Below are 23493 nucleotides of genomic sequence, written 5' to 3'. Positions count from 1 at the left end.
AGGCAGACCATGAGCCAAGCTGATCTCCTCGAGCAAGACCCCGTATTCCAGCTTAAAGGCAGCATGCTGGCCATCACCGTGATGGAGCTGGCGCACAACGACCTCGCCCGCCTCGACCAGCAGCTCAGCGAAAAAGTCGCCCAGGCCCCGGCCTTCTTCAGCAACACCCCGCTGGTGCTGGCCCTGGACAAGCTGCCCGAGGGCGAAGGCGTACTTGATCTGACCGAGCTGATGGCTGTCTGCCGCAAGCACGGCCTGCGCACCCTGGCAATCCGCGCCAACCGTGAGGCCGATATCGCCGCCGCCGAAGCGCTGGACCTGCCTGTGCTGCCGCCCTCCGGCGCGCGTGAACGCTTGATCGACCTGGCGCCGGCAAAACCGGAAAAGCCCGCCGAGCCGGAGTTCAAGCCGAGCAAAATCATCACCAGCCCAGTACGCGGCGGCCAACAGGTATATGCCCAGGGCGGCGACCTGATCGTCCTGGCCCCGGTCAGCGCCGGCGCGGAACTTCTCGCCGATGGCAACATCCATGTGTACGCCCCGATGCGCGGCCGAGCACTGGCCGGCATCAAGGGCAATCTCAAGGCGCGGATTTTCTGCCAGCAGATGGGCGCAGAACTGCTCTCCATCGCCGGCCAGTACAAGGTGGCCGAAGACTTGCGCCGCGACCCACTCTGGGGCGAAGCGGTGCATGTCAGCCTGTCGGGTGACGTGTTGAACATCACCCGCCTTTAACGGATACTGCCGCCACTTTTCAAGGACACAGACAGGGCACCCGGAAGCCTGAGATAGGCCACGGAAACCTGCGTTTTTTCTACATTTTGGGGTGAATCACCTTGGCCAAGATCCTCGTTGTTACGTCCGGCAAAGGTGGCGTCGGTAAAACCACCACCAGCGCTGCCATCGGTACCGGCCTCGCCCTGCGCGGGCACAAGACAGTCATCGTCGACTTCGACGTCGGCCTGCGTAACCTTGACCTGATCATGGGCTGCGAGCGCCGCGTGGTGTACGACTTCGTCAACGTGGTCAACGGCGAAGCGACCCTCACCCAGGCCCTGATCAAAGACAAGCGCCTGGAAAACCTCTACGTGCTGGCTGCCAGCCAGACCCGTGACAAAGACGCGCTGACTCAGGAAGGCGTCGAGAAAATCATCAACGAACTGCGCGAAAGCTTCGAATACGTGGTCTGCGACTCGCCAGCCGGTATCGAAAAAGGCGCGCACCTGGCCATGTACTTCGCCGATGAAGCGATTGTCGTGACCAACCCGGAAGTCTCCTCGGTACGTGACTCCGACCGCATGCTCGGCCTGCTGGCGAGCAAATCGCGACGCGCCGAGAAAGGCGAAGAGCCGATCAAGGAACACCTGCTGCTGACCCGCTACAACCCTGAGCGTGTGGTCAAAGGCGAAATGCTCGGCGTGGAAGACGTCGAAGAAATCCTCGCCATCCGCCTGCTCGGCGTAATCCCCGAGTCGCAAGCCGTACTCAAGGCCTCGAACCAGGGCGTGCCGGTGATCCTCGACGACCAGAGCGATGCAGGCCAGGCTTACAGCGACGCGGTTGACCGCCTGCTGGGCAAGGAAGTGGCACACCGATTCCTCGATGTGCAGAAGAAGGGATTCATGCAACGCCTGTTTGGAGGTCGTGAATGAACATTTTTGACTTCTTTCGTGAGCGCAAGAAAGAAACTACCGCGTCCATTGCGAAAGAGCGTCTGCAAATCATCGTCGCCCACGAGCGCGGCCAGCGCAGCCAGCCGGACTACCTGCCGGCCCTGCAGCAAGAGTTGGTCGAGGTGATCCGCAAGTACGTGAATATCGACTCGGATCAAGTACAGGTTGCACTGGAAAACCAGGGCAGCTGTTCCATTCTGGAACTCAACATCACGCTCCCCGACCGTTAATTGGTTGAGAGCATGCAACGGCGGCCCAGGCCGCCGTTTCTATTTGTGGAAAACCCATGCCGCTGTCGAATGTCGAAATTCTCCACCAGGACGTCGCCCTGCTGGTGATCAACAAGCCCACCCTGCTGCTCTCGGTGCCCGGCCGCGCCGAGGACAACCGCGATTGCCTGGTCACCCGCCTGCAGGAAAACGGTTACCCGGAAGCGCGCATCGTCCATCGCCTGGACTGGGAAACCTCAGGGATTATCGTCCTGGCCCGCGACGCCGACAGCCACCGCGAGCTGTCGCGGCAGTTTCACGACCGCGAAACCGAGAAAGCCTACACCGCCCTGTGCTGGGGCCAACCCGCGCTGGACAGCGGCAGCATCGACCTGCCACTGCGCTACGACCCGCCGACCAAGCCGCGCCACGTGGTCGATCATGAGCAAGGCAAACATGCCCTGACCTACTGGAAAGTGCTGGAACGTCACGCCGAGCATTGCCGCGTCGAGCTGACGCCGATCACCGGTCGTTCGCACCAGCTGCGCGTGCACATGCTGTCCATCGGACATCCGCTGCTTGGCGACGGCCTGTATGCCCACGAACAAGCCTTGGCCGCTTACCCGCGCCTGTGCCTGCACGCCAGCATGCTCAGCCTGACCCACCCACAAACGGGCGAACGCATGCGCTTCGAGTGCCCGGCGCCGTTCTAAGGACAGATCGCGTGGACAAGAACCGCTTCTACGCCGCCACCCAAGGAGCCCCTGCCCAACCCACCTTGCTGCGCGCCCTCGACTGCTGGCAACAGCCTCCCGGCCTAGCGCTGGATCTTGGCTGCGGTGCAGGGCGCGACACCCTCGAACTACTGCGCCGTGGCTGGCAGGTTGTGGCGATTGATAATGAACCCCAGGCACTCGAATGCCTGCATGGGCAAGTACCGACCGAGCACCGGGAAGCGCTGGAAGCCCATTGCGCCGCGTTTGAACACTTCAAGCTCCCCACTGCCAGCCTGATCAACAGCAGCTTCGCCCTACCGTTCTGCCCACCCGAGGCCTTCGCGCAGCTCTGGCAACGCATCAGCGATGCACTTCTCGGCGGCGGTTTGTTTGCCGGGCATTTCTTTGGCGAACGCGATGACTGGGCCAACAGCCCAGAACTGACCATCCATAGCCGCGCACACGTGCAAAACCTGCTGCACGACTGGGAAATCATTGAGCTGGAAGAAATCGACCGAAGCGGAAAAACCGCAGTCGGCCGCAACAAGCACTGGCATCTGTTTTCGGTAGTCGCCCGCCGCTGACCCATCGCCCAACAGCGCGCTGACGGCTAACCCTGCTTGCGCGGCCAGATCAGACTAAAACAGGCACCGCCCAGCGCTTCGCTGCGGCTGATCTGCGCGCGGCCGCCGTGCCAGTAGGTGATGCGACGCACAATGGATAGGCCCAGACCATGCCCACCCGAGGCGCGGGTGCGGCTGTCGTCCAGGCGCAGGAATGGTGTAAATATCCGCTCCCAGGCCTCTTCCGGCACGCCCGGACCGTCATCTTCGACATCCAGCCGGCAACGCTGCTGACCCACCTGATAGCTCACCCGCACCCGTGATTCGGCATGGCGCATGGCGTTGCTTACCAAATTCTGCAGAGCACGATGCAGGTAGCGCAGTTCTGCTTCAACACAGGCACCGCCGCCATCCAGGGCATCGCGTGACGGACCGTGCTCTACCCGCACGCTAGCGCGCAGCGGGGCCAGTTCGGTGATCACCTGATCAATCAGTTCGTTCAAATCGACCGGCTGGAAGTTCAGCGCCGGCGCGCCCTGCTCCAGGCGTGCGTAGGTGAGCATCTCGTCGACCAGCTTGTCGAGATCCTGAATATCGCTGTCCATGCCCTCCATATATTTACGCCGCGCTGCATCGGTTTCCGCGTCGCCGATCATTTCCAGACCAAAGCGCAGCCGCGCCACCGGCGTGCGCAGCTCATGGGACACCGCGCGGACCATCTCACGCTGAATACTCAGCGAGCGCTGCAAGTGCTCGGCCATGGCGTTGAAGGCTGCTGCCAAGCGCCCCACCGAATCGCTGCCACGGGTCGGCACACGAGCATCCAGCCGACCGCTGGCGATGCGCGTTGCTGCCTCTTCAAGGTCGCTCAGGCGCTGCTCCAGTGGCCGCACCAGCAGATAGACCATCAAGCCGATCAGACTCAGGCCAAGCGCGCCGATCAGCACCAGCCACTGCGCCGGATACGGGTTCATCTGATACAGCGGGCCGATTTCCAGCACCCAGGGCGTGTCGACAATGCCGGAGAACACATGAATGCTGTCGCCGCCGCGACCCAGGGCCATCACTGTATCGCCCTCGTCCACGCGGCGGCGCTGATCAGGGTCGAGGTCAGCCTGGTCGAGGCGCACCAGACGCAAGTCGAAACCGAACTGTTTGTCCTTTTTCAGCGCAGCCAGCCGGCGCGGCTGTTCATCCCAGGGATAGCGCACCAGTTCGTCGATCAGCAAAAAGCTGGTGGCGCGGGCCAGCTGCTCACTGACCTGCTGCACATCGGCAATCAGCAGCAGCGGCTTCCCGTCCAGCTGGCTGAAGACGCGCGCGGCGTGCGGGCCGGTCTGCTGCACCAGCACCTGGCCACGCCGCAGGCTATTGCGCGCGCCGCTGTCCAGCCCAGCACTTTCCAGCGCCTCGATGCGCAGCGGAATGCCGAGCAAACGCCCCCACACCGTAACGGCGCGGCGCCGTTCAATATCCACCATTGGTGAGAGGTTATCGGCCATCAGGCGAAAAGTGCCCTGGGCCAGGCGCTCACGGTATTGATCAACCCGCACTTCGTTAAGCAACTGCAGCGCGCCGACGCCGAGCAGCGCCACCAGCACCAGCACCGCGAGCATGCCGCCATAGATGCGCAGGAAGATCGAATTCATGGCTGTGAATTCATGTCAGCGCTTCAGCCGCTTCGGCCACAAACAGATAGCCCTTACTGCGCACGGTCTTGATTAGCCGGGGGTGCATCGGGTCGTCGCCGATTTTCGGGCGGATGCGCGAAATGCGCACGTCGATGGAACGGTCCTGGCCGTCGTATTCGATACCGCGCAGGGCGTTGAAGATTTCCTCGCGAGAGAGAATCCGCCCGGCGTTGGAGGTCAGCAGCCACAGCAGGTCGAATTCAGCACTGGTCAGCTCGATGCCCTGCTCACCCAGCCAGGCTTCACGCATGGCGCTGTCGATCACCAGCGGGCCGAACTGCAGACGCCGGCGCTCACCAGGAGTCTGCGCCTCACTGCCTTCGTGGCGGCGCAGCAGCGCGCGGATGCGCGCCAGCAACACGCGCGGGCGCACTGGCTTGCATACATAGTCGTCCGCGCCCATTTCCAGGCCCAGCACCTGGTCCATATCGTCAGTACGCGCAGTGAGCATCAGAATCGGCCCGTCGTACTGCCCGCGCACCTTGCGGCAGATCGACAGACCGTCTTCGCCGGGCAGCATCAGGTCGAGAATCACCAGATCGGGCTGTTCTTGCAGAATGCGCGCAGCGGCCTGCGCACCGTCCATCTCGATGGACACATTCAGGCCATTGCCCTGCAGGTACTCACGGGTCAACTCGGCCAGGCGCTGGTCGTCTTCGACAATAAGAATGTGCCACGACTGCTGCTCCACAACGGACTCCTGACAACATGAAAACGGCCGGCATTGTATCAATGCCCCAGGCACTGCATAGCGCATGCCATATTTCTGTAAAAACACTAGATGTAGTATCGACCTGAGAGATAGGCCACGTCTGGGCAAACCGTGGAAAAAGCCTGATCAACACCGACGAACGGTACACCCCAGCAAGCATGCGGCCTTGCCGCCAATAGCGCGGTTTAACCCACAATTCACCCACAAGTTATCCACAGGTTGTTCTTGCTCTCTCGCCTTGCAATACCCCAGATAGCGCATTATCTTGTATGCCAATCGCGCGACACCCACCACATGTTGGGTTTAGCCTGGCAACCGGACACAAGAAGAATGACTCGCACACGGCCTGATCCCAGCCCGTCACCGGTCGCCTGAAAAACCTTTGCAGTACGCCTGCTCTACCGCAGCAGGCCACACTTCAGCGCAGCGCTCGGCGCGCCTGAAAAAGAATAAAGCGCCAACCGCACACGCGGTTGCACCACTAGATGTAGTAGTTGAGGCGCGAAAACGCCTTGACGTGTGACTTTTGAGCCAGGAGGGCGCTTTAGTCGTACCTTCCCTGCCCAATTTGCAAGTCCCCGTGTACCCAGCCTCTGGCTGTGCCCACGGTATTGTTGAAATGGAATGAAGGCAGTAGCCGGCAGTGATCGACGGCAAAGCGTCTAACTAATAAATACAGAACATGGAGACTTTCATGCACACCGACACCTCTCGCGAGAACCCGCAGGCCAATGCGCCGCAGGCCACCGATGACAACCAGAGCCTGAGCGCCACCGCGCCGGGTCAACTGCGTGTTATCAAGCGTAACGGCACCGTGGTGCCCTACACCGATGACAAGATCACCGTTGCCATCACCAAGGCCTTTCTCGCTGTTGAAGGTGGCACTGCAGCCGCCTCGTCGCGTATCCATGAAACCGTCGCGCGTCTGACCGAGCAGGTCACCGCCACCTTCAAGCGCCGCATGCCGTCCGGCGGCACCATCCACATCGAAGAAATCCAGGACCAGGTCGAACTGGCCCTGATGCGTTCCGGCGAGCAGAAAGTCGCCCGCGACTACGTGATCTACCGTGAGTCGCGCAGCCAGGCGCGCAAGACCGGCGCCGCCGAGATTGCCGAGCCGCACCCAAGCATTCGCGTCACCCACCTCGACGGCACTGTTGCGCCGCTGGACATGGGCCGCCTCAACACCATCGTTACCGAAGCCTGCGAAGGCCTGGCCGAAGTCGACGGCGCGCTGATCCAGAAAGAAACCCTGAAGAACCTCTACGACGGCGTAGCGCAAAGCGACGTCAGCACCGCCCTGGTGATGACCGCGCGCACCCTGGTTGAGCGTGAGCCGAACTACAGCTACGTCACCGCCCGCCTGCTGATGGACAACATCCGCGCCGAAGGCCTGGGCTTCCTCGGTGTCGCCAGCAGCGCCACCCACCACGAAATGAGCGAGCTGTACGCCAAGGCACTGCCGGCTTACATCGCCAAGGGTATCGAGTTCGAACTGCTCAACCCGGTGCTGGCCAGCTTCGACCTGGAAAAACTCGGCAAAGCGATCAACCACGAGCGCGATCAGCAGTTCACCTACCTGGGCCTGCAGACCCTCTACGACCGCTACTTCATCCATAAGGACGGCATCCGCTTCGAACTGCCGCAAGTGTTCTTCATGCGCGTGGCCATGGGCCTGGCGATTGAAGAGAAGCAGAAAGAAGACCGCGCCATCGAGTTCTACAACCTGTTGTCGTCCTTCGACTACATGGCCTCGACGCCAACCCTGTTCAACGCCGGCACCCTGCGTCCGCAGCTGTCGTCGTGCTACCTGACCACCGTGCCAGATGACCTGTCGGGCATCTACAACGCCATCCACGACAACGCCATGCTGTCCAAGTTTGCCGGCGGTCTGGGTAACGACTGGACCCCAGTACGTGCGCTGGGCGCCTACATCAAGGGCACCAACGGCAAGTCGCAAGGCGTTGTGCCGTTCCTCAAAGTGGTCAACGACACCGCAGTTGCAGTTAACCAGGGCGGCAAGCGCAAAGGCGCGGTCTGCGCCTACCTGGAAACCTGGCACATGGACATCGAAGAATTCATCGAGCTGCGCAAGAACACCGGTGACGACCGTCGTCGCACCCACGACATGAACACCGCCAACTGGATCCCGGACCTGTTCATGAAGCGCGTGTTCGATGACGGCCAGTGGACCCTGTTCAGCCCGTCCGAAGTGCCAGATCTGCACGACCTGACCGGCAAAGCCTTCGAAGAGCGCTACGAGTACTACGAAGCCCTGACCCAGTACGGCGGCAAGATCAAGCTGTTCAAGACCATCCAGGCCAAAGACCTGTGGCGCAAGATGCTCAGCATGCTGTTCGAAACCGGCCATCCATGGCTGACCTTCAAAGACCCATGCAACCTGCGCAGCCCGCAGCAGCACGTGGGCGTGGTGCACAGCTCGAACCTGTGCACCGAGATCACCCTGAACACCAACGCCGACGAAATCGCCGTGTGCAACCTGGGTTCCGTGAACCTGCCGAACCACATCGTCGACGGCAAGCTGGACACCGCCAAGCTGGAAAAGACCATCAAGGTCGCCGTGCGCATGCTCGATAACGTTATCGACATCAACTACTACTCGGTACCGCAGGCGCGTAACTCCAACTTCAAGCACCGTCCGGTTGGCCTGGGCATCATGGGCTTCCAGGACGCGCTGTACCTGCAGCACATCCCGTACGGCTCCGACGCCGCCGTGGAATTTGCCGACAAGTCGATGGAAGCGGTCAGCTACTACGCCATCCAGGCCTCCTGTGACCTGGCCGACGAGCGCGGCGCCTATTCCACCTTCGAAGGTTCGCTGTGGAGCAAAGGCATCCTGCCGCTCGACTCGCAGCAGATCCTCATCGAGCAGCGCGGCCAGAAGTACATCGACGTCGACCTGACCGAGTCCCTGGACTGGGCGCCGATCCGTGCCCGTGTGCAGAAAGGCATTCGTAACTCCAACATCATGGCCATCGCACCGACCGCCACCATCGCCAACATCACCGGCGTATCGCAGTCGATCGAACCGACCTACCAGAACCTCTATGTGAAATCGAACCTGTCCGGCGAATTCACCGTGATCAACCCGTACCTGGTGCGCGACCTCAAAGCCCGCGGCCTGTGGGACTCGGTGATGATCAACGACCTGAAGTACTACGACGGTTCGGTACAGCAGATCGAGCGCATCCCACAAGAGCTGAAAGACCTCTACGCCACCGCGTTTGAAGTCGACACCAAGTGGATCGTGGACGCCGCCAGCCGTCGCCAGAAGTGGATCGACCAGGCGCAGTCGCTGAACCTGTACATCGCCGGTGCATCGGGCAAGAAGCTCGACGTGACCTACCGCATGGCTTGGTACCGTGGCCTGAAAACCACCTACTACCTCCGTGCCCTGGCCGCGACCAGCACCGAGAAGTCCACCATCAACACCGGCAAGCTGAATGCCGTATCCAGTGGTGGCAACGATGGCCTGAGCGCAGCACCGGCCAAGGCCCCGGAAGTGGAAATGAGCGCAGGCCCAGCTCCAGTACCAAAAGCCTGTGCCATTGATGAACCAGACTGCGAAGCCTGCCAGTAAGGTGTTCGGCAGCGCGCGGATCTGAGCGGCATTCGCGGCGTTACCTGCCGGAGCGGCCCCCATCACGTACATGCGTACGCTCAGGGGCTCCACTCCAGCAGGTGCCTAGCGACTACTCGCTCAGCTTCACGCTCGAACGCCGGGCAAAAAGCAGAAGCAACACGGTCAGTCCCCTCGCCCGCTTGCGGGAGAGGGTTAGGGAGAGGGCAAAAGCTCTCCCACTTATTACCAACCCCCGCCCTATCCGGCGTGGGCTCCGGGGCAACGGCCAGTCACTAGAGCCACCCCGACCAGCGGTACCCGTTTTGCCCTTGCGCGCTGTACGCAACGGAACACAATAAAGACTGTATATCCACACAGGTCGGTTATTTCACCGGCCCGCAAGCAGGAGCCAAGCCATGCTGAGCTGGGATGAATTTGACAAGGAAGACGGCGCCGACGCCGTTGTAGCCAATAAAGCCTCTGCCCAACTGGCAGACATGAGCATCGACAAACTCGACCAGGTGGGCGGTGCTGCCGCCGTTGAAGCCCGCGCCGTAGCCGCTGACGACAGCGACGCCGTGGCCCGCGCCAAAGCCTCGCTCGACCAACTCGACATCGCCGAAGGCCTGGCCGAGCTGGAAGGCACCGCCGCGCGCGTAGCCGTTGACGAAAAACGCATGATCAACTGCCGCGCCGACCTCAACCAGCTCGTACCCTTCAAGTACGACTGGGCCTGGCAGAAGTATCTGGATGGTTGCGCCAACCACTGGATGCCGCAGGAAGTGAACATGAACGCGGACATCGCGTTGTGGAAAACCCCGGACGGTCTGACCGACGACGAGCGCCGCATCGTCATGCGCAACCTCGGCTTCTTCTCCACCGCCGACAGCCTGGTTGCCAACAACCTGGCCCTGGCCGTGTACCGCCTGATCACCAACCCGGAGTGCCGCCAGTACATCCTGCGCCAAACCTTCGAAGAGGCGATCCACACCCACGCCTACCAGTACTGCATTGAATCGCTGGGCATGGATGAAGGCGCGATCTTCAACATGTACCACGAGATTCCATCGGTCGCGAAGAAAGCCAGCTGGGGCCTCAAGTACACCCGCTCGATCTCCGATCCGACCTTCAACACCGGCACCGTCGAGACCGACAAAGAACTGCTGCGCAATCTGATCGCCTACTACTGCGTACTGGAAGGCATCTTCTTCTATTGCGGCTTTACCCAGATCCTCTCCATGGGCCGCCGCAACAAGATGACCGGCGTCGCCGAGCAGTTCCAGTACATCCTGCGTGACGAGTCCATGCACTTGAACTTCGGCATCGACGTGATCAACCAGATCAAGATCGAAAACCCGCACCTGTGGGATGCCCAGCTCAAAGACGAAGCCACGCAGATGATTCTGCAGGGCACCCAACTGGAAATCGAATACGCACGCGACACCATGCCGCGCGGCGTACTGGGCATGAACGCCGCGATGATGGAGGACTACCTCAAATTTATCGCCAACCGTCGTCTGACCCAGATCGGCTTGAAGGAAGAGTACCCAGGTACCACTAACCCGTTCCCATGGATGTCGGAAATCATGGACCTGAAGAAGGAGAAGAACTTCTTCGAGACGCGGGTTATTGAGTATCAGACTGGTGGGGCGTTGAGCTGGGATTGATGGCCAGCTGACATCAGCGTAGATTGACCCTACACCTGCCATGGATGTTGGGGAGCCGCTAAATAAAAGCCCCGCCTATTGCGGGGCTTTTTATTAATACGTGGGGAAATATGAATAAAGAACAAAAAGTACATCTAGACCATCTCATAACCCGACAGAATATCCGTTATGCTCCAAGCCAAGATGCTAAAACCGAGCCGAATCAAAATCACAAACCGGACAACAGCATACGTTTCAGCGATATACAGCAGAAGGATGGTTGGTTTAGCAACTTGGCAAAGCCTGACTTCCAGCGAGCCACATGCGCCTGGACGTCTGAAGGTTGCGTTAATTTTCTAAGCTCCGTTATTCGCCAGAGAATTATCCCATCAATAATTCTCTGGAAGAGCAATGATACGGGACTAGTGTATGTTCTTGACGGAGCTCACAGACTATCAGTACTTAGAGCATGGATGCTTGACGACTGGGGAGACAAAGCTAACGACTTTTACAAGAAAAATGAGAATTACGAAGAAATCATTACTGCAGCACAAGATACAAGACAGCTAATATCAGGAACAATTGGAGCTTTCTCTGACTTCGAAGATGCCTCTAAAGAACTTAGAAAATTAAATTCCGAGGGAGAAGCACCCAGACAAAAAATGTCTCCCCAACGGTTCGAGATGGCCCAATTCTATAATGACATTGTATTTTCCAGCAGAACCCTGCACGCCCAATGGGAGTCTGGGGACTATCGTGCTGCAGAAGAATCTTTCTTAGCCATCAATCGCCAAGGTGTTCCTTTAGATGATTTGGAGTCGACTCTAATTGAGTTTAGAAATGGTAGCTACTCTAGACTAATCATGAGCATTGCCAGTTCAGGAGCCTCTGGCCATTACTGGCCTGAACCTTCTTCACAAGATAAACTTTCAACTGAACTTCAAGACTCTATCAGAGATTTCAGCCCCCGTTGCGAAGCCATTCATAATCTTCTATTCGTCCCACCTTTCGACTCGAAGATTTTAGAAATAAACGTCCCATTCATGGTATCTCCAGGGCACTTCAGAAAACATCAGCACTTAATTGAAATACTCCCGCTGCTATCAAATGATACAACAATAAACAAAGAGAGCCTGAATAGCATCCTATCAAGCGACCATAATTCCCCTGCACAAGATGTAATAACAAACGCACAAAAAACCCTGTCAAAAATAGAAGAAAAATTGTCACACCTCGGCAGCATAAGAAATTCACCAAACTCAATATCGCTCGCACCACTGGTGTACTGGTACAACAAACAAGGAAATTATGTTCGAGGGCTTTTTTATGGATTCTGCCACTGGATGCTATCTGGCTCAGACACCGACATAAAGAACAGGAAAATAATTTATTCAACAGTAAGGGGGCGCTTCGAGGAAGCACTAATAGAATACAAGGATGAATTTTCCGACATCCAACACAAAGGTGGCGCCGGATTAAAGTCTATTGGAAAAATATCTAGCACCCTTCAGGAACTTACAAGAATATTAATTGAGAACCCTGAATACGAAGCAAATAAAAAATTAGAAATCCTCTTCGGAAAAACAAAGAAACCAACTAAAAGCAGCACATCCAGAAGCTTCACAACAAAAAACAAAGCAGAGATAAACATCAGAGAAATGTTGAAATCCGCGATAAAATGCGAAATATGCGGAGGAATAGTAGATTTAAAGCAAGACATTCAATATGACCATATAAACCATTACTCAAAAAGCAAAGATAGCACCCCAAAAAACGGGAGGCCAACACACCCTTTTTGCAATCTTTTCAGGGAAAAAATAAGTGCAACAACAGTACAGCCAGATCTAATCCAGCTCCCCCCACTAAAAAGCGAGTTAGTTACTAGTGGAATAAAGTCCCAGCTAGATCTGTTTGACTTATTCCCAGGACTATGAAGAAACGAAAAGGGGACAGATTTATTTTCTATGTCGTACTCTCTACCGATTTCGCCCTTTCGGCGAGTTACTTTCTCTTTGCTCGCGCGAAAGAGAAAGTAACCAAAGAGAAAGCGCGCCCGACATCCGGGTTTCGCTGCGCTCAACTTCCCTCGCTCCGGCACTGTTCCGAGGGTCGTCACGGTGGGCCATCCCTGGCCCATCGTTCCTCGTTTGGCATCCATGCCAAACGCCCCTCTCCACAGCACCTCCGCTCGGCCTCCTGACGGGATTCGGGGACCGCGTTGTTTGAGCGATTTGCGGACGGCAGAGCGAAAGGCAAAAGCAGAGCAACAGCAGAAGCATCGCGGCCATGGGCCGCTCCTGCGGGTTTGTAGCCGAAACCCACCATGCTTTTGCTTTTCAATCCGCGATCACACAGACGATGCCAAGGCCCCATCAGAAGGCCGAGTGGAATCGTTGCGTAAGGGGTTGAGCGGCATGGATGCCGCGAGAGCCGCGATGGGCCAGGGATGGCCCTTCGCGGCGGGCCCCTGGAGCAATGATGGAACGAGGGAAGTCGAGCGCAGCGAGACCCGGATGCAAGGGGCAAGACTTTTTGCTTACTTTTGGGGCGTCTGCCAAAAGTGAGCCGCCGTAAGGGCGGAACCGGTAGCAGAGAACGACACCGAAGCGTCGTGTGTACGCAAAACCAGCAAGCAACTGGCCTATAGGTAATAAGGGACAGACAACATTTTATCGGCAGCCTTACTTACCCTTTTCGCCCTTACGGCGAGTCACTTGACTCGCTTCGCTCGCCCTTCGGGCCAGCCTGCGGCTGTTACTCCGCTTCGCTGCGTTTCGGCATCCTGACGGGATTCGGGGACCGCGTTGTTTGGGCGATTTGTGGATGGCAGAGCGAAAGGCAAAAGCAGAGCAACAGCAGAAGCATCGCGGGCAAGCCCGCTCCTACAGAGTTGCGGGAGATTCGTAGGATGGGTTGAGCGCAGCGACACCCATCACAAAGCGGCGTGCCGCCGGCCGGTGGCAAGGCTGGACTATCACGTCGACGCTAGACACCTGAGATAAACCATTATCGGCATCGATGTTTACCATCAGCTCAATGAAGTTCTCTTAAAAAACCTCGGGCGTACCATCTGCTCCATCAACCAATAACACCCCGGAGCACACCATCATGAAACGCCAACTCATCCTCAGCTTTGCTTTCTCTGTACTGGCAGCCAACGTTTTTGCTGCTTCCTCTGCTCAACCAGTGGTCGCTGAAGGTGGCTCTGACCGCCTGATCGAAAACCGCGTTGCCGAGGGTGGTTCTGACCGCCTGATCGAAAACCGCGTTGCCGAAGGTGGTTCTGACCGCCTGATCGAAAGCCGCGTTGCCGAAGGTGGTTCTGACCGCCTGATCGAAAGCCGCGTTGCCGAAGGTGGTTCTGACCGCCTGATCGAAAACCGCGTTGCCGAGGGTGGTTCTGACCGTCTGATCGAAAACCGCGTTGCCGAAGGTGGCTCTGACCGTCTGATCGAAAGCCGCGTTGCCTAAGGTAGCTCCGACTGTCTGATCGAGAACCCCGCATGACTACATCGGAACTGCTGCCAGAAAAAAGCCGGCCCAATCAGCCGGCTTTTTTTCGCGTGCGCGATTTGACCGCCCCACGCTCCGAAAAACAATCGGGGACACGATTTCCGTTAACCACGACAGGGGAACCGCTCAGCGAGGCAACATAGAAGCGGCGTCTGTACACAACTCGGGCCGTTCAACAACGACAACAGCCCATGGCTAACACTCAGTTCGAAACCTGCTCCAAGAAAATCAGCTGCAATGGCTCACTGAGCAGATCATCAGCCGTGGCGGCAAACCGCTGAAAATACGGCGTCGCAAAATGCGCATCCAGCGCCGCCTGGTCCTTGAACGCTTCACGCATATAGAACGTTCCAGGTTCATCCCGTCGCTCAAACAACACGTAATCCAGGTTGCCCGGCTCGGCCCGCGTCGGTTCGATCAGGGTCAACAAGCCCGCTTTAAGCGCCTCTTCTTTACCGGGTTTGGCTTTGAGTACAGCAAGGGATACCAGTGGTTTGCTCATGGTGTTGGCTCTTTCAGGAGGTTGGCTTGCACATCCGGCAGCGGCAGTGAACATCAGCGCACACAGCCAATAGCCCAAGTGTTTGATCGGCGGTCTCATCGTTATCACTCGCGGTGGACTGGGCTCATCCTGGTCGATCCCACCACGGAGAAACACCGACAAAACGCGCTAACACTTTCTTTCAAAGCTTGAAAATGAAGCGCCATGCGTCGCCATTACCCTGGTTTAAGCCATCAATCAGCAAGTAGCCCGGAGAACCGCCGCAATGGCGGGTAAAAAGCGTCATCCGCCCTACGGACTGCGGCGGTCAACTGCACATCTGTTGTATGTCGCGGCTAAAGCCCATCCCACGTATTCAAACAGCCCGGCAATTCGCGTCGTACTTTCCCAAGGCAATAAGCCCACCTGCAAAACCGACGTTCTTGTTACTCTCCAGCACTCCCTCAGGCTGCCTCGGAACTCAACATGCCCCGTCGCTCGACCACCTTGCGTCTGCTCCGCGCCCTGCTGCTGTTGCTCGCCCTTATCCTCATCGGCCTACTTGCCGCCAGCCTCTGGCAACAGCGCGAGCGCATCGACACGGCCGAGTTGCTGGAGCGGGCCAAGGCCTATGACGCCCGCATCGTGCGCGACAGCTGGGGCGTGCCGCATATCTTCGGTGCGCGCGACCGCGACGTGGCCTTCGGCTTCGGCTATGCCCATGCCGAGGACGACTACGCCACCATCCAGGACGTGACCATGGCTGTGCGTGGTCGCCTGGCCATGAGCAAGGGCAGTTCGGCGGCACCGGGCGATTATGTGGTCAGCCTGCTGAATATCTGGCCCACCGTGCAGGCCCGCTACGAGCGCGACCTGCCCGCCGATGTACGCGCCGTGATGCAGGCCTATGCCGACGGCGTGAACCTCTATGCCGCACAGCACCCGGACAAGGTCGTGGCCTCGGCACTGCCGATGACCGGCGAGGACGTGGCGGCCGGCTTCCTGTTCAAGATGCCGTTCTTCTATGGCCTGGATAAAACCCTCAAACAGGTCTTCGAGGGCAAGACCGAGCTGGTCAAGACGCCTACCGGCTCGAACGGCGTGGCGGTGGCGCCGGGTCGTTCCAGCGATGGTGTCACCCGCCTGCTGGTCAACTCGCACCAGCCCTACACCGGTCCGGTGGCCTGGTATGAGGCCGTGCTGCAGAGCGATGAGGGCTGGCATGTGGCCGGCGGCTTCTTCCCCGGCTCGCCCTTCCTGCTGCACGGTCACAACAAGCACCTCGGCTGGGCCAACACGGTCAATGCCCCGGACCTGGCCGATGTCTATCAACTGACCATCAACCCCGACAACCCCGACCAGTACCGCCTGGACGGCCAGTGGCGCGACCTGCAGCAAGCCACCGCCTGGCTGTGGGTGAAGCTGTGGGGGCCGCTGCTGATGCCGGTGCCGAAAACCGTCTGGCGCTCCGAACACGGGCCGGTGCTGCGCACCGAGCACGGCGATTTCGCCCTGCGTTACGCCGGCATGGATGAAATCCGTGGCGGCCTGCAGGTCTATCGGCTGAACAAGGCGCGCAACCTGGCCGAGTGGCAGGCAGCCATGGCGCTGCAGGCGGTGCCTGCGCTGAATTACCTGTACGCCGATGAACGCGGCAATGTCGGCTACGTCTACAACGGTATGTTCCCCGACCGCAAAGCCGATATCGACTGGAGCGGCACCCTGCCCGGCGACCGCAGCGATCTGATCTGGCAGGGCTACATGCCGGCCGAGCGCACGCCGCAGCTGTGGAACCCCGCCTCCGGCCTGCTGTTCAACGCCAATGCCACGCCCTTCCATGCCAGCGAGGCCGACGACGACCTGCGCCCGCAGGACTTCCCCGCGAGCATGGGCATTCAGACCAACATGACCAACCGCGCCCTGCGCCTGCAGGAAACCTTCGCCGCCGACCGCTCGATCAGCCGTGAAGAGTTCCGCCAGTACAAGTACGACCTGCGCTACAGCAAGCGCTCGGCGTTGGTCGCCAGCGTGCAGCAGATGCTGGACCTGAACGCGGAGGGCGATGAGGAACTGCGCGCGGCGCAGGCCCAGCTCAAGCAGTGGGATTACAACAGCGAGCGGGCCAATCGCGGCGCCGCCCTGGCCCTGCTCGCCACCACCCCGGTAATCCGCGCCCAAGAGGCCAAGCTGCCGGTGCCCGACCTGCGCGAGTCGCTGCTTGCCGCCGCCAATACGCTCAAGCAGCACTTCGGCCGCCTCGACCCCGAGTGGGCCGAAGTCAACCGCATCGTGCGCGGGGAAACCAACCTGGCGCTGGACGGCTCGTGGGACAGCCTGCGCTCGGTGTGGGGCGAGGCGCAGGAGGATGGCACGCTCAAGGCCGTGGCCGGCGACACCTACATCCTCTTCGTCGAATGGGACCAGCAAGGCAAGCTCAGCAGCGACAGCATCCACCAGTTCGGCAGCGCCACCCTCGACAGCCGGTCGCCGCACTATGCCGACCAGGTGCCGACGTTCGTCGAGATGAAAACCAAGCCGGTGTGGTTCACCGAGGCTCAGTTGGCCGGGCATATCCAGCGCGAGTACCGGCCGGCGAGCCCGGCGCAGTAAACCGACCCAGGGCCCGCGCGTTGCTCAGCGGGCCCTGCGCTACAACGTACACAGCCCGCCCGGCACGGCCATCACCCAATCACGCACGGCCTGAATGGTCGGATCACTCTTGCGGTTTTCCGGGTACACCAGAAAGAACGGTTTGCCTTCCAGTTCCGGGCCGAAGGGTTGTACCAGGCGTCCTTCACGCAGTTCATCCTCGATCAGCTGACGGCTCATCAGCGCCACGCCCTGCCCGCCGATGGCGGCCGAGACGGCATGGGTCTCGTCGGAAAACACCAGCCCGGCGTTGACGTCCAGCCCCGGCACGTGGGCCTGCTTCTGCCACAGGGCCCAATCCAGCGGTGAAGACACCGCAGCCTGATTGCGGAAGTGAATCAACGAATGCTTGGGCAGCTCAGCGGCATCGTGCAGACCGAGGTGCGGGCTGCACGCCGGGATAAAGCTGTTGTCGAACAGCTTCTCCGCCACCAACCCCGGCCAGCGGCCGTCGCCATAACGGATGGCGATATCTGCGGTCACACCATCCAGCGCCACCGGCTCATGCGAGGCGTGGATGCGCAGGTCAATATTCGGATGAGCGTCGCGCAGCATGCACACCCAGGACAGCAGCCAGCGCACCGCCACCGCAGGTGTGGTGCTGAGCGTTATGGCCTGGCGACAGGGCACCGCGCTGAGGCGTACCGCCGTGGCGCTGATGCTGTCGAAGGCGCTTTCCAGCACCTGCTGCAACTCGCGACCCTGGGCGGTCAGTTCCAGCTGGCGCGGCTTGCGCAGAAATAGCGCGACGCCGAGCGACTCTTCCAAGGCGCGAATCTGGTGACTGATCGCCGTGGCGGTCACCGAGAGTTCTTCGGCAGCCTGCTTGGCGCTCTGGTGGCGCGCAGCCGCTTCAAAGGCGCGCAAGGCGGAAAGCGAAGGTAACCAGCGCTGCGCCATAGATGAATCTCCCTCACCCATACCTGAAAATAATCGTCGTTTGTCGCCCGCTTTAGCTGGGCTTAGCCTGAGTCTGCTGCGAATAACAGATGAATTCAACTTCGAAAGGAGACTCGACATGCCACATATCCTGCACCTGGACGCCAGCGCCCGCCCCGGCCTCGCCGGCAAGGATCAACACGGCTCGCACAGCCGCAACCTCACTCAGCGCTTTGTCAGCCAGTGGCTGGCCAGGCGCGGGCAGGACAGCATCACTTACCGCGACATCGGCCAGACGCCGCCGTCGATCATCAACCACGACTGGATCGCCTCCTCCTTTACCCCCGAGGCGCAACGCGAACCATGGATGCACGCCACACTGATCGAGAGCGACCAGCTGGTGGATGAGTTGATTGCCGCAGATGTGCTGGTGATCGGCGCGCCGCTCTACAACTTCGGCATGCCGGCAGCGCTCAAGGCGTGGATCGACCAGATCGTGCGCCCTGGCAGAACCGTGGATATCAATGAAGGCAACCTGCTTGAGCCTTACGTAGCGAAACTCGCAGACCGCCCCCGGCACGCCGTTATCCTCTCGGCCCGAGGCGGCATCGGCTTTGGCGTGGGCGGCGAGATGGCGCATATGAATCACCTGGAACCCAACCTGATCACCGCCCTCGGCTTTATCGGCATTACCCAGGTGCACCAGATTGCCATCGAGGGTCAGGAAGTCGGCGGAGAACTGCTGGCCGAGTCGGTGGCTCAAGCCCTGAGTCAGGTCGATGCCTTGGTGCTGCAGCTGCAGCGAGCGCTGCTGGTAAACCGCACCCCTGAGCCGGCCTGAAACCAGCGGCATGTGGCACGGTAGCTGCCTTGTAGGGTGGACAACGCGAAGCTTGTCCACCTTGATGGTTAAAAACGCTAATGGAGTTAAAGCCTGCCAAGCCAGTATTGCGGGCGTCGGCGGTGATGGGATACAGCCAGAATCTGAAAGCCGCCAGGCTTTTCCCGATAAACGATGGATAACGGAAAGCGCTGGAGGGGAACTCTGCGGGTATCTGGCTCAAGCTCAACTCGCCAGGCTTTTGGTGACTCGCCAATCAATGTGGCTAGAGCCTCGAATTCCGTAATGAGGGCCCCACCCAATCCGCGAACCTTCGATTCGTAATAACCGACAGACTCCAGAAACTCGGCTTCCGCTGCCGGGTGAAAAGAATAATTCATCGAATCAGGGCTCTAGCCTTCTTCATCACCTCATCACCAGGCACAGCCTGAGCCGAGCCACTATCAAGCTCTTCTGCTCGCCGCCGTGCCTCAAGCAACCAGTCTGATCGAAGTTCCTCTTCTGAAGGGGCTTCCAAACTCAGGACCAAACGCTGGATCAACTGCGCACGTTCCTTCTTGGGAAGGTGAAGAGCTTCATCCTCAATTTTCTGCAGGTCCATGGCAAAACCTCTCGTTTATCTACCGGCAAATCTTGGCACGGATGACTAGCAGGTGCCATGGTTCGGTGCCTGCGCGTTACCAGAGGAAGCCAGCACACAGGTTCGCAACACGCTATCGCAGCTCACGAGCAAACAACGCGGCCCGCCCGCACTGTGCATCAACCCGCTAAATCTTTACGCAGGCAAAAATCGCATTCCCCGACAGCCCATCCCACGGGATAAGTTTCTGGTAGTCATGCTCAAACACATGCACCGCAAAGTACGGCTGCAACAACGCCTGCAGCTCAATAAAGCCCACCGCGACCATCGGGTGCTCGTCGTGCCACACCTGGGTGTGCTCGGCTGTGGTTTTTTCAATCTGCAGCCGCAACATCTGCGTCTCGCCCTCGCCGATGTAATGCCAGCCGGAACTGAAGGTGAACTGACCGTCCGCGTAGTGGGCGCTGTGCGCGGTAAACAGGCTGTTGTCGATTTTGCCCTTATCGACCACGTTGAAGCAGAACAGGCCGTCGACTGCGAGCGCAGCATGGGCGCTGGCGATACAGGCTTTCAGCCGTTCGATGCCGCCGCTGTAGTGAATGGAATAGAGAAAGCAGGTGATCAGGTCCAGCGGCTCGCTCACGGTAAAGCCGCACATGTCCTGCAAGGCGAAGTGCGCTTGCGGGCAGCGTATGGCGGCTTTGTCCAGCATCGGCTGGTTAATGTCGAGGCCGCTGCTGGTGTAGCCGGCCGCGATAAAGTGCTGCACATGCGGCCCCGTCCCGCAGGCCAGGTCGAGGTGGCGGCTGCCGGCGTTGCCGAACAGCTGCTGCAACCGGTGGATGCAGTGGCTTTGCGCCTGGTAGTCGATATCGACGCACATCAGGTCGTAATAGTCAGACAGGTCGCTGTAGAGGGCATTAACGGACATGGTGACCTGATGATCAGCGGGCGGCTTGCGCGGGCGCGCATCATAGCCCAAGCCAGGCCAGCGCCGTTCAGCGTCTGCCCGATGCACGCAACAACCCGCATATCGATGCCAGCACGCCCAGCCGGGGACGCTACAATGCTGCCCTCGCCGACCGCACAAGCGCGCACGCCCCGGAGCCAGACTGACGATGTTCACCCTTGTACACCTGGATAGCCCGCCACCCGAATCGCTGAACAGCCAGGTGCTGCAGATGGTGGTGGACTACCTCAGCGACATCAGCCCGGTGTCGCTGACGCCGAGCAACCCGCTGTATCAGCTGTACCAGTATGTGATCGGCTACGAGATGCACCTGTACCTGCGCGCCATGGACAGTGAGCTGCCAAGCAGCGCACGGTTGATCCTCGCCCTGAGTGATCAGGACCCGTCCCAGGTGCTGGGCTTTGCCCTGTACCTGCCGGCCCAGGATGCTCCCGATGCCTGCACTTTGGCCTATATGGCTGTACAGGCCAGCCAGCGCCGTCACGGGATTGCCCGCGCCATGCTGCAACAGATGATCAACCGCCATCCGCACGCCGAACTGGCCTGCGTGGCCGGCAAGGTCGCCATCTTCGAGGCCATGGGCTTTCAGGTACTGGCCGCGCGCGGGCCGCAAGTGCTGATGAGCACCCGTGACTACAGCGCGAACGGCATGTTGGCGGTGCAGGACCTGGCGCCGATCTTCCAGTCCACGGAAGTCCGGCAGATTCACGCCTACCTGCTCAAACAGCACGGCAAGCGGGCCATGAGCGACGCCGAGAAGCAGCGCGACCGCCTGCTCGACCAGATGGCTCAGCAAGCGCAGGCGCTGGTACGCGAACGGTTGATCGTGCATTGAGCGCAGCATGACAGCCGCCACAGAGAAACCGCGCTGAGCGCGCCACATACAAGCGAAACGCCATTGACCATTCTGACTATTTCCGCCGCCTGCCTGCTCGACGATACCGGTCGCCTGCTGCTGGTGCGCAAACGCAACACCCAGGCCTTTATGCTGCCCGGCGGCAAGGCCGAGCCGGGTGAGAACGCCATCAGCGCGCTGACCCGCGAGCTGGCCGAAGAGCTCAACCTCAGCCTACCAGCCAGCGCCCTGCAGCCGCTCGGCCAGTTCCGCGCGGCTGCAGCCAACGAGGCGGATACCTGGATCGACGCCAGCGTGTTTCAGGCCCGTCTACCGCACAGCGTCAGCGCCGCCGCCGAACTGGAAGAGCTGCGCTGGCTCGCACAGGACGAGGTGCCACCGGCCAACCTGGCGCCGCTGCTGCGCGAGCATCTGCTGCCACTGCTATGGCCGGCGACTCAACCCGCTCAACCGGTTGATACCGATTGCTGCCATGAATGACTGCGGACTCAGGCCGACTCGCATGCAGGGCGCTACCATAGCGCTAGCGAACCGCGCAGACAGGACAGTATATTCACGGCCATGACGTCAAACCCGCACCTGCCCCACGACAAACTACTGGATCTGCTGCTGGACGTTGTCTGCGTGGTGGATAAGGACGGCCGCTTTCTGTCTGTCAGCGCGGCCAGCGAACAGGTTTTCGGCTACCGGCCTGACGAAATGATTGGCCGCACCGCCTTTGAACTGATGCACCCGGACGACCGCGCGGCCAGCCGAGCACTGGTAAAAAGCATCAATTCGGGCCAACCCTCGTCAGACCATGAAAACCGCTATATCCATAAAGACGGCCATATCGTGCACATCATGTGGTCTGCCCAGTGGCTTGAGGCCGAGCAGGTGCGGGTCGGCGTGGCGCGCGATATCACCCGGCGCAAGCGGGCCGAAGCCGTGCAGGCGGCGTTGTATGCGGTATCGGACGCGGCCCACGCGGTTGGCGACCTGCACAGGCTCTACGAGCAGGTGCATGAGGTGGTCGCACAATTATTGCCCGCCCAACATTTCTGCGTAGCGCTACACGATGCTGCGAGTGACCAGCTCAGCGTTGCCTACCCGCTCACGCCGGATGACACACCAGTAGCCACCCGGGATTTCTGCGCCGAGGTCATTCGCACGGGCCGCGCCCTGCTGTTAAGCCCTGAAACAGCCCCGCAGGGCACTGCAACGGCTACGCATGCTGACTGGCTGGGTGTGCCGCTGATTTCAGGCAGCCAGACCCTCGGCGCACTGGTGCTGCAGAACCACAACGCCAGCGTGCGCTACAACGAACAGGACCAGGAGCTGCTGCAGTTCGTAGCGAGCCAGGTAGCGGCGGCGATTGAGCGTAAGCGCACGCACTCGCGCCTGGAGTTTCTCGCCCAGTATGACCCGCTGACCGAACTGTCCAACCGCTCGCTGTTTCTCGACCGCTTACGCAGTGCATTGCAGCGGGCCAAACGCGACAGTCTGCGCCTGGCGGTGCTGTATCTCGATATGGATAACTTCAAGCAGGTCAACGACACCTATGGCCACAGCGCAGGCGACCTGCTGCTGCAAGAGGTCGCGCGACGCCTGCGCCAGTGCGTGCGTGAATCCGATACGGTGGGCCGCTTGGGCGGCGACGAGTTCGCGGTGATCGTCGACAACATCGGCCGTCAGGAGGATGCCACGCTGGTGGCCGAGAAGATTATTGCCACCCTCAGCGCGCCTTACCTGCTGGATGGGCACCACTTGATCAGTGCGCCCAGCCTGGGCATCGCCGTGCACCCCGACCACGGCCAGAGCGAGCTGCAGCTGGTGCAGCAGGCGGATGAAGCCATGTACGTGGCCAAACGCAGCGGCGGCAAGCGTTATGTAGTGGTCGAAAAACCGCTGAAATAAGCCTTGGCGGTTCTCGTAACGGATAACCGCCCTTC

20 protein-coding genes and 1 pseudogene are annotated in these 23493 nt (G+C 59.8%); 14 read left to right on the top strand and 7 right to left on the bottom strand.

The window, feature by feature from the left end; all coding sequences use genetic code 11:
* Positions 1-9 precede the first annotated feature (9 nt).
* The 5 genes from minC (at position 10) to RHP75_RS06470 (ending at position 3182) form a co-directional block, all read left to right on the top strand.
* Positions 10-735 carry a septum site-determining protein MinC gene (minC, locus tag RHP75_RS06490; protein WP_311091006.1) on the top strand — a complete coding sequence of 242 codons (726 nt, stop codon included), beginning with the start codon at positions 10-12 and terminating at the stop codon, positions 733-735.
* A 101-nt stretch (positions 736-836) separates the two neighbouring features.
* Positions 837-1652, top strand: coding sequence for a septum site-determining protein MinD (gene minD / locus RHP75_RS06485; protein WP_311091005.1), 816 nt, complete (start codon positions 837-839; stop codon positions 1650-1652).
* Positions 1649-1903 (top strand): cell division topological specificity factor MinE, encoded by a 255-nt coding sequence (gene minE, locus RHP75_RS06480; protein ID WP_025165363.1) that lies wholly within the window; start codon positions 1649-1651, stop codon positions 1901-1903. Before minD ends, minE begins: the two co-directional genes overlap by 4 nt.
* Positions 1904-1959: 56 nt before the next feature.
* The gene (locus RHP75_RS06475; protein WP_311091004.1) at positions 1960-2595 is read left to right on the top strand and encodes an RluA family pseudouridine synthase; all 636 of its coding nucleotides are present in this window, start codon (positions 1960-1962) and stop codon (positions 2593-2595) included.
* 11 nt (positions 2596-2606) lie between these two features.
* Complete coding sequence (locus tag RHP75_RS06470) at positions 2607-3182, top strand: class I SAM-dependent methyltransferase (protein ID WP_311091003.1); 576 nt, start codon at positions 2607-2609, stop codon at positions 3180-3182.
* Positions 3183-3208: 26 nt separating this feature from the next.
* On the opposite strand, the gene RHP75_RS06465 is transcribed toward RHP75_RS06470, so the two are convergent.
* Together RHP75_RS06465 and RHP75_RS06460 are read right to left on the bottom strand one after the other, a co-directional pair.
* Entirely contained in the window at positions 3209-4810 is a 1602-nt protein-coding gene (locus RHP75_RS06465; RefSeq protein ID WP_311091002.1) for an ATP-binding protein, read from the bottom strand.
* 10 nt (positions 4811-4820) lie between these two features.
* Complete coding sequence (locus tag RHP75_RS06460) at positions 4821-5543, bottom strand: response regulator (protein ID WP_311091000.1); 723 nt, start codon at positions 5541-5543, stop codon at positions 4821-4823.
* Positions 5544-6258: 715 nt separating this feature from the next.
* Between RHP75_RS06460 and RHP75_RS06455 the strand changes: the two genes are divergently transcribed.
* From RHP75_RS06455 to RHP75_RS06440, 4 genes and pseudogenes are all read left to right on the top strand, one after another.
* Positions 6259-9165: a ribonucleoside-diphosphate reductase subunit alpha gene (locus RHP75_RS06455; RefSeq protein WP_311090999.1), complete on the top strand. Its 2907-nt coding sequence runs from the start codon at positions 6259-6261 to the stop codon at positions 9163-9165.
* Positions 9166-9563: 398 nt separating this feature from the next.
* Positions 9564-10814 carry a ribonucleotide-diphosphate reductase subunit beta gene (locus RHP75_RS06450; RefSeq protein WP_090382856.1) on the top strand — a complete coding sequence of 417 codons (1251 nt, stop codon included), beginning with the start codon at positions 9564-9566 and terminating at the stop codon, positions 10812-10814.
* A gap of 110 nt (positions 10815-10924) precedes the next feature.
* Positions 10925-12727, top strand: a complete 1803-nt coding sequence (locus RHP75_RS06445) for a DUF262 domain-containing protein (RefSeq protein WP_311090998.1) — start codon at positions 10925-10927, stop codon at positions 12725-12727.
* 1174 nt (positions 12728-13901) lie between these two features.
* Positions 13902-14261: pseudogene (locus RHP75_RS06440) on the top strand (phage infection protein); the annotation flags it as partial.
* A gap of 247 nt (positions 14262-14508) precedes the next feature.
* On the opposite strand, the gene RHP75_RS06435 reads toward RHP75_RS06440, so the two are convergent.
* Positions 14509-14808 (bottom strand): putative quinol monooxygenase, encoded by a 300-nt coding sequence (locus tag RHP75_RS06435; protein WP_311090997.1) that lies wholly within the window; start codon positions 14806-14808, stop codon positions 14509-14511.
* A 465-nt stretch (positions 14809-15273) separates the two neighbouring features.
* On the opposite strand from RHP75_RS06435, the gene RHP75_RS06430 reads away from it, so the two are divergent.
* Positions 15274-17397, top strand: a complete 2124-nt coding sequence (locus tag RHP75_RS06430) for an acylase (RefSeq protein ID WP_311090996.1) — start codon at positions 15274-15276, stop codon at positions 17395-17397.
* A 39-nt stretch (positions 17398-17436) separates the two neighbouring features.
* On the opposite strand, the gene RHP75_RS06425 is transcribed toward RHP75_RS06430, so the two are convergent.
* Entirely contained in the window at positions 17437-18336 is a 900-nt protein-coding gene (locus RHP75_RS06425; RefSeq protein ID WP_311090995.1) for a LysR substrate-binding domain-containing protein, read from the bottom strand.
* A 118-nt stretch (positions 18337-18454) separates the two neighbouring features.
* Between RHP75_RS06425 and RHP75_RS06420 the strand changes: the two genes are divergently transcribed.
* The gene (locus tag RHP75_RS06420; RefSeq protein ID WP_311090994.1) at positions 18455-19156 is read left to right on the top strand and encodes an NAD(P)H-dependent oxidoreductase; all 702 of its coding nucleotides are present in this window, start codon (positions 18455-18457) and stop codon (positions 19154-19156) included.
* 86 nt (positions 19157-19242) lie between these two features.
* Here RHP75_RS06420 and RHP75_RS06415 read toward each other — a convergent pair whose 3' ends face one another.
* The 3 genes from RHP75_RS06415 to RHP75_RS06405 form a co-directional block, all read right to left on the bottom strand.
* Complete coding sequence (locus RHP75_RS06415) at positions 19243-19536, bottom strand: type II toxin-antitoxin system RelE/ParE family toxin (protein WP_311090993.1); 294 nt, start codon at positions 19534-19536, stop codon at positions 19243-19245.
* Complete coding sequence (locus RHP75_RS06410) at positions 19533-19757, bottom strand: addiction module protein (RefSeq protein WP_304866919.1); 225 nt, start codon at positions 19755-19757, stop codon at positions 19533-19535. Before RHP75_RS06410 ends, RHP75_RS06415 begins: the two co-directional genes overlap by 4 nt.
* Before the next feature lie 166 nt (positions 19758-19923).
* A complete protein-coding gene (locus tag RHP75_RS06405; protein ID WP_311090992.1) occupies positions 19924-20667 on the bottom strand; it encodes a methyltransferase domain-containing protein in 744 nt (247 codons plus the stop codon).
* Between the two features lie 187 nt (positions 20668-20854).
* On the opposite strand from RHP75_RS06405, the gene RHP75_RS06400 reads away from it, so the two are divergent.
* From RHP75_RS06400 to RHP75_RS06390, 3 genes are all read left to right on the top strand, one after another.
* Positions 20855-21541 (top strand): GNAT family N-acetyltransferase, encoded by a 687-nt coding sequence (locus RHP75_RS06400; RefSeq protein WP_311090991.1) that lies wholly within the window; start codon positions 20855-20857, stop codon positions 21539-21541.
* A 63-nt stretch (positions 21542-21604) separates the two neighbouring features.
* A complete protein-coding gene (locus RHP75_RS06395) occupies positions 21605-22042 on the top strand; it encodes an NUDIX domain-containing protein (protein ID WP_311090990.1) in 438 nt (145 codons plus the stop codon).
* An 81-nt stretch (positions 22043-22123) separates the two neighbouring features.
* Positions 22124-23458, top strand: a complete 1335-nt coding sequence (locus tag RHP75_RS06390; RefSeq protein ID WP_311090989.1) for a diguanylate cyclase domain-containing protein — start codon at positions 22124-22126, stop codon at positions 23456-23458.
* Positions 23459-23493 lie beyond the last annotated feature (35 nt).

The sequence above is a fragment of the Pseudomonas sp. SG20056 genome, from assembly GCF_031764535.1.
In the GTDB taxonomy this organism is placed as follows: Bacteria; Pseudomonadota; Gammaproteobacteria; order Pseudomonadales; family Pseudomonadaceae; genus Aquipseudomonas.
This window is presented reverse-complemented; position numbering and strand designations above follow the sequence as displayed.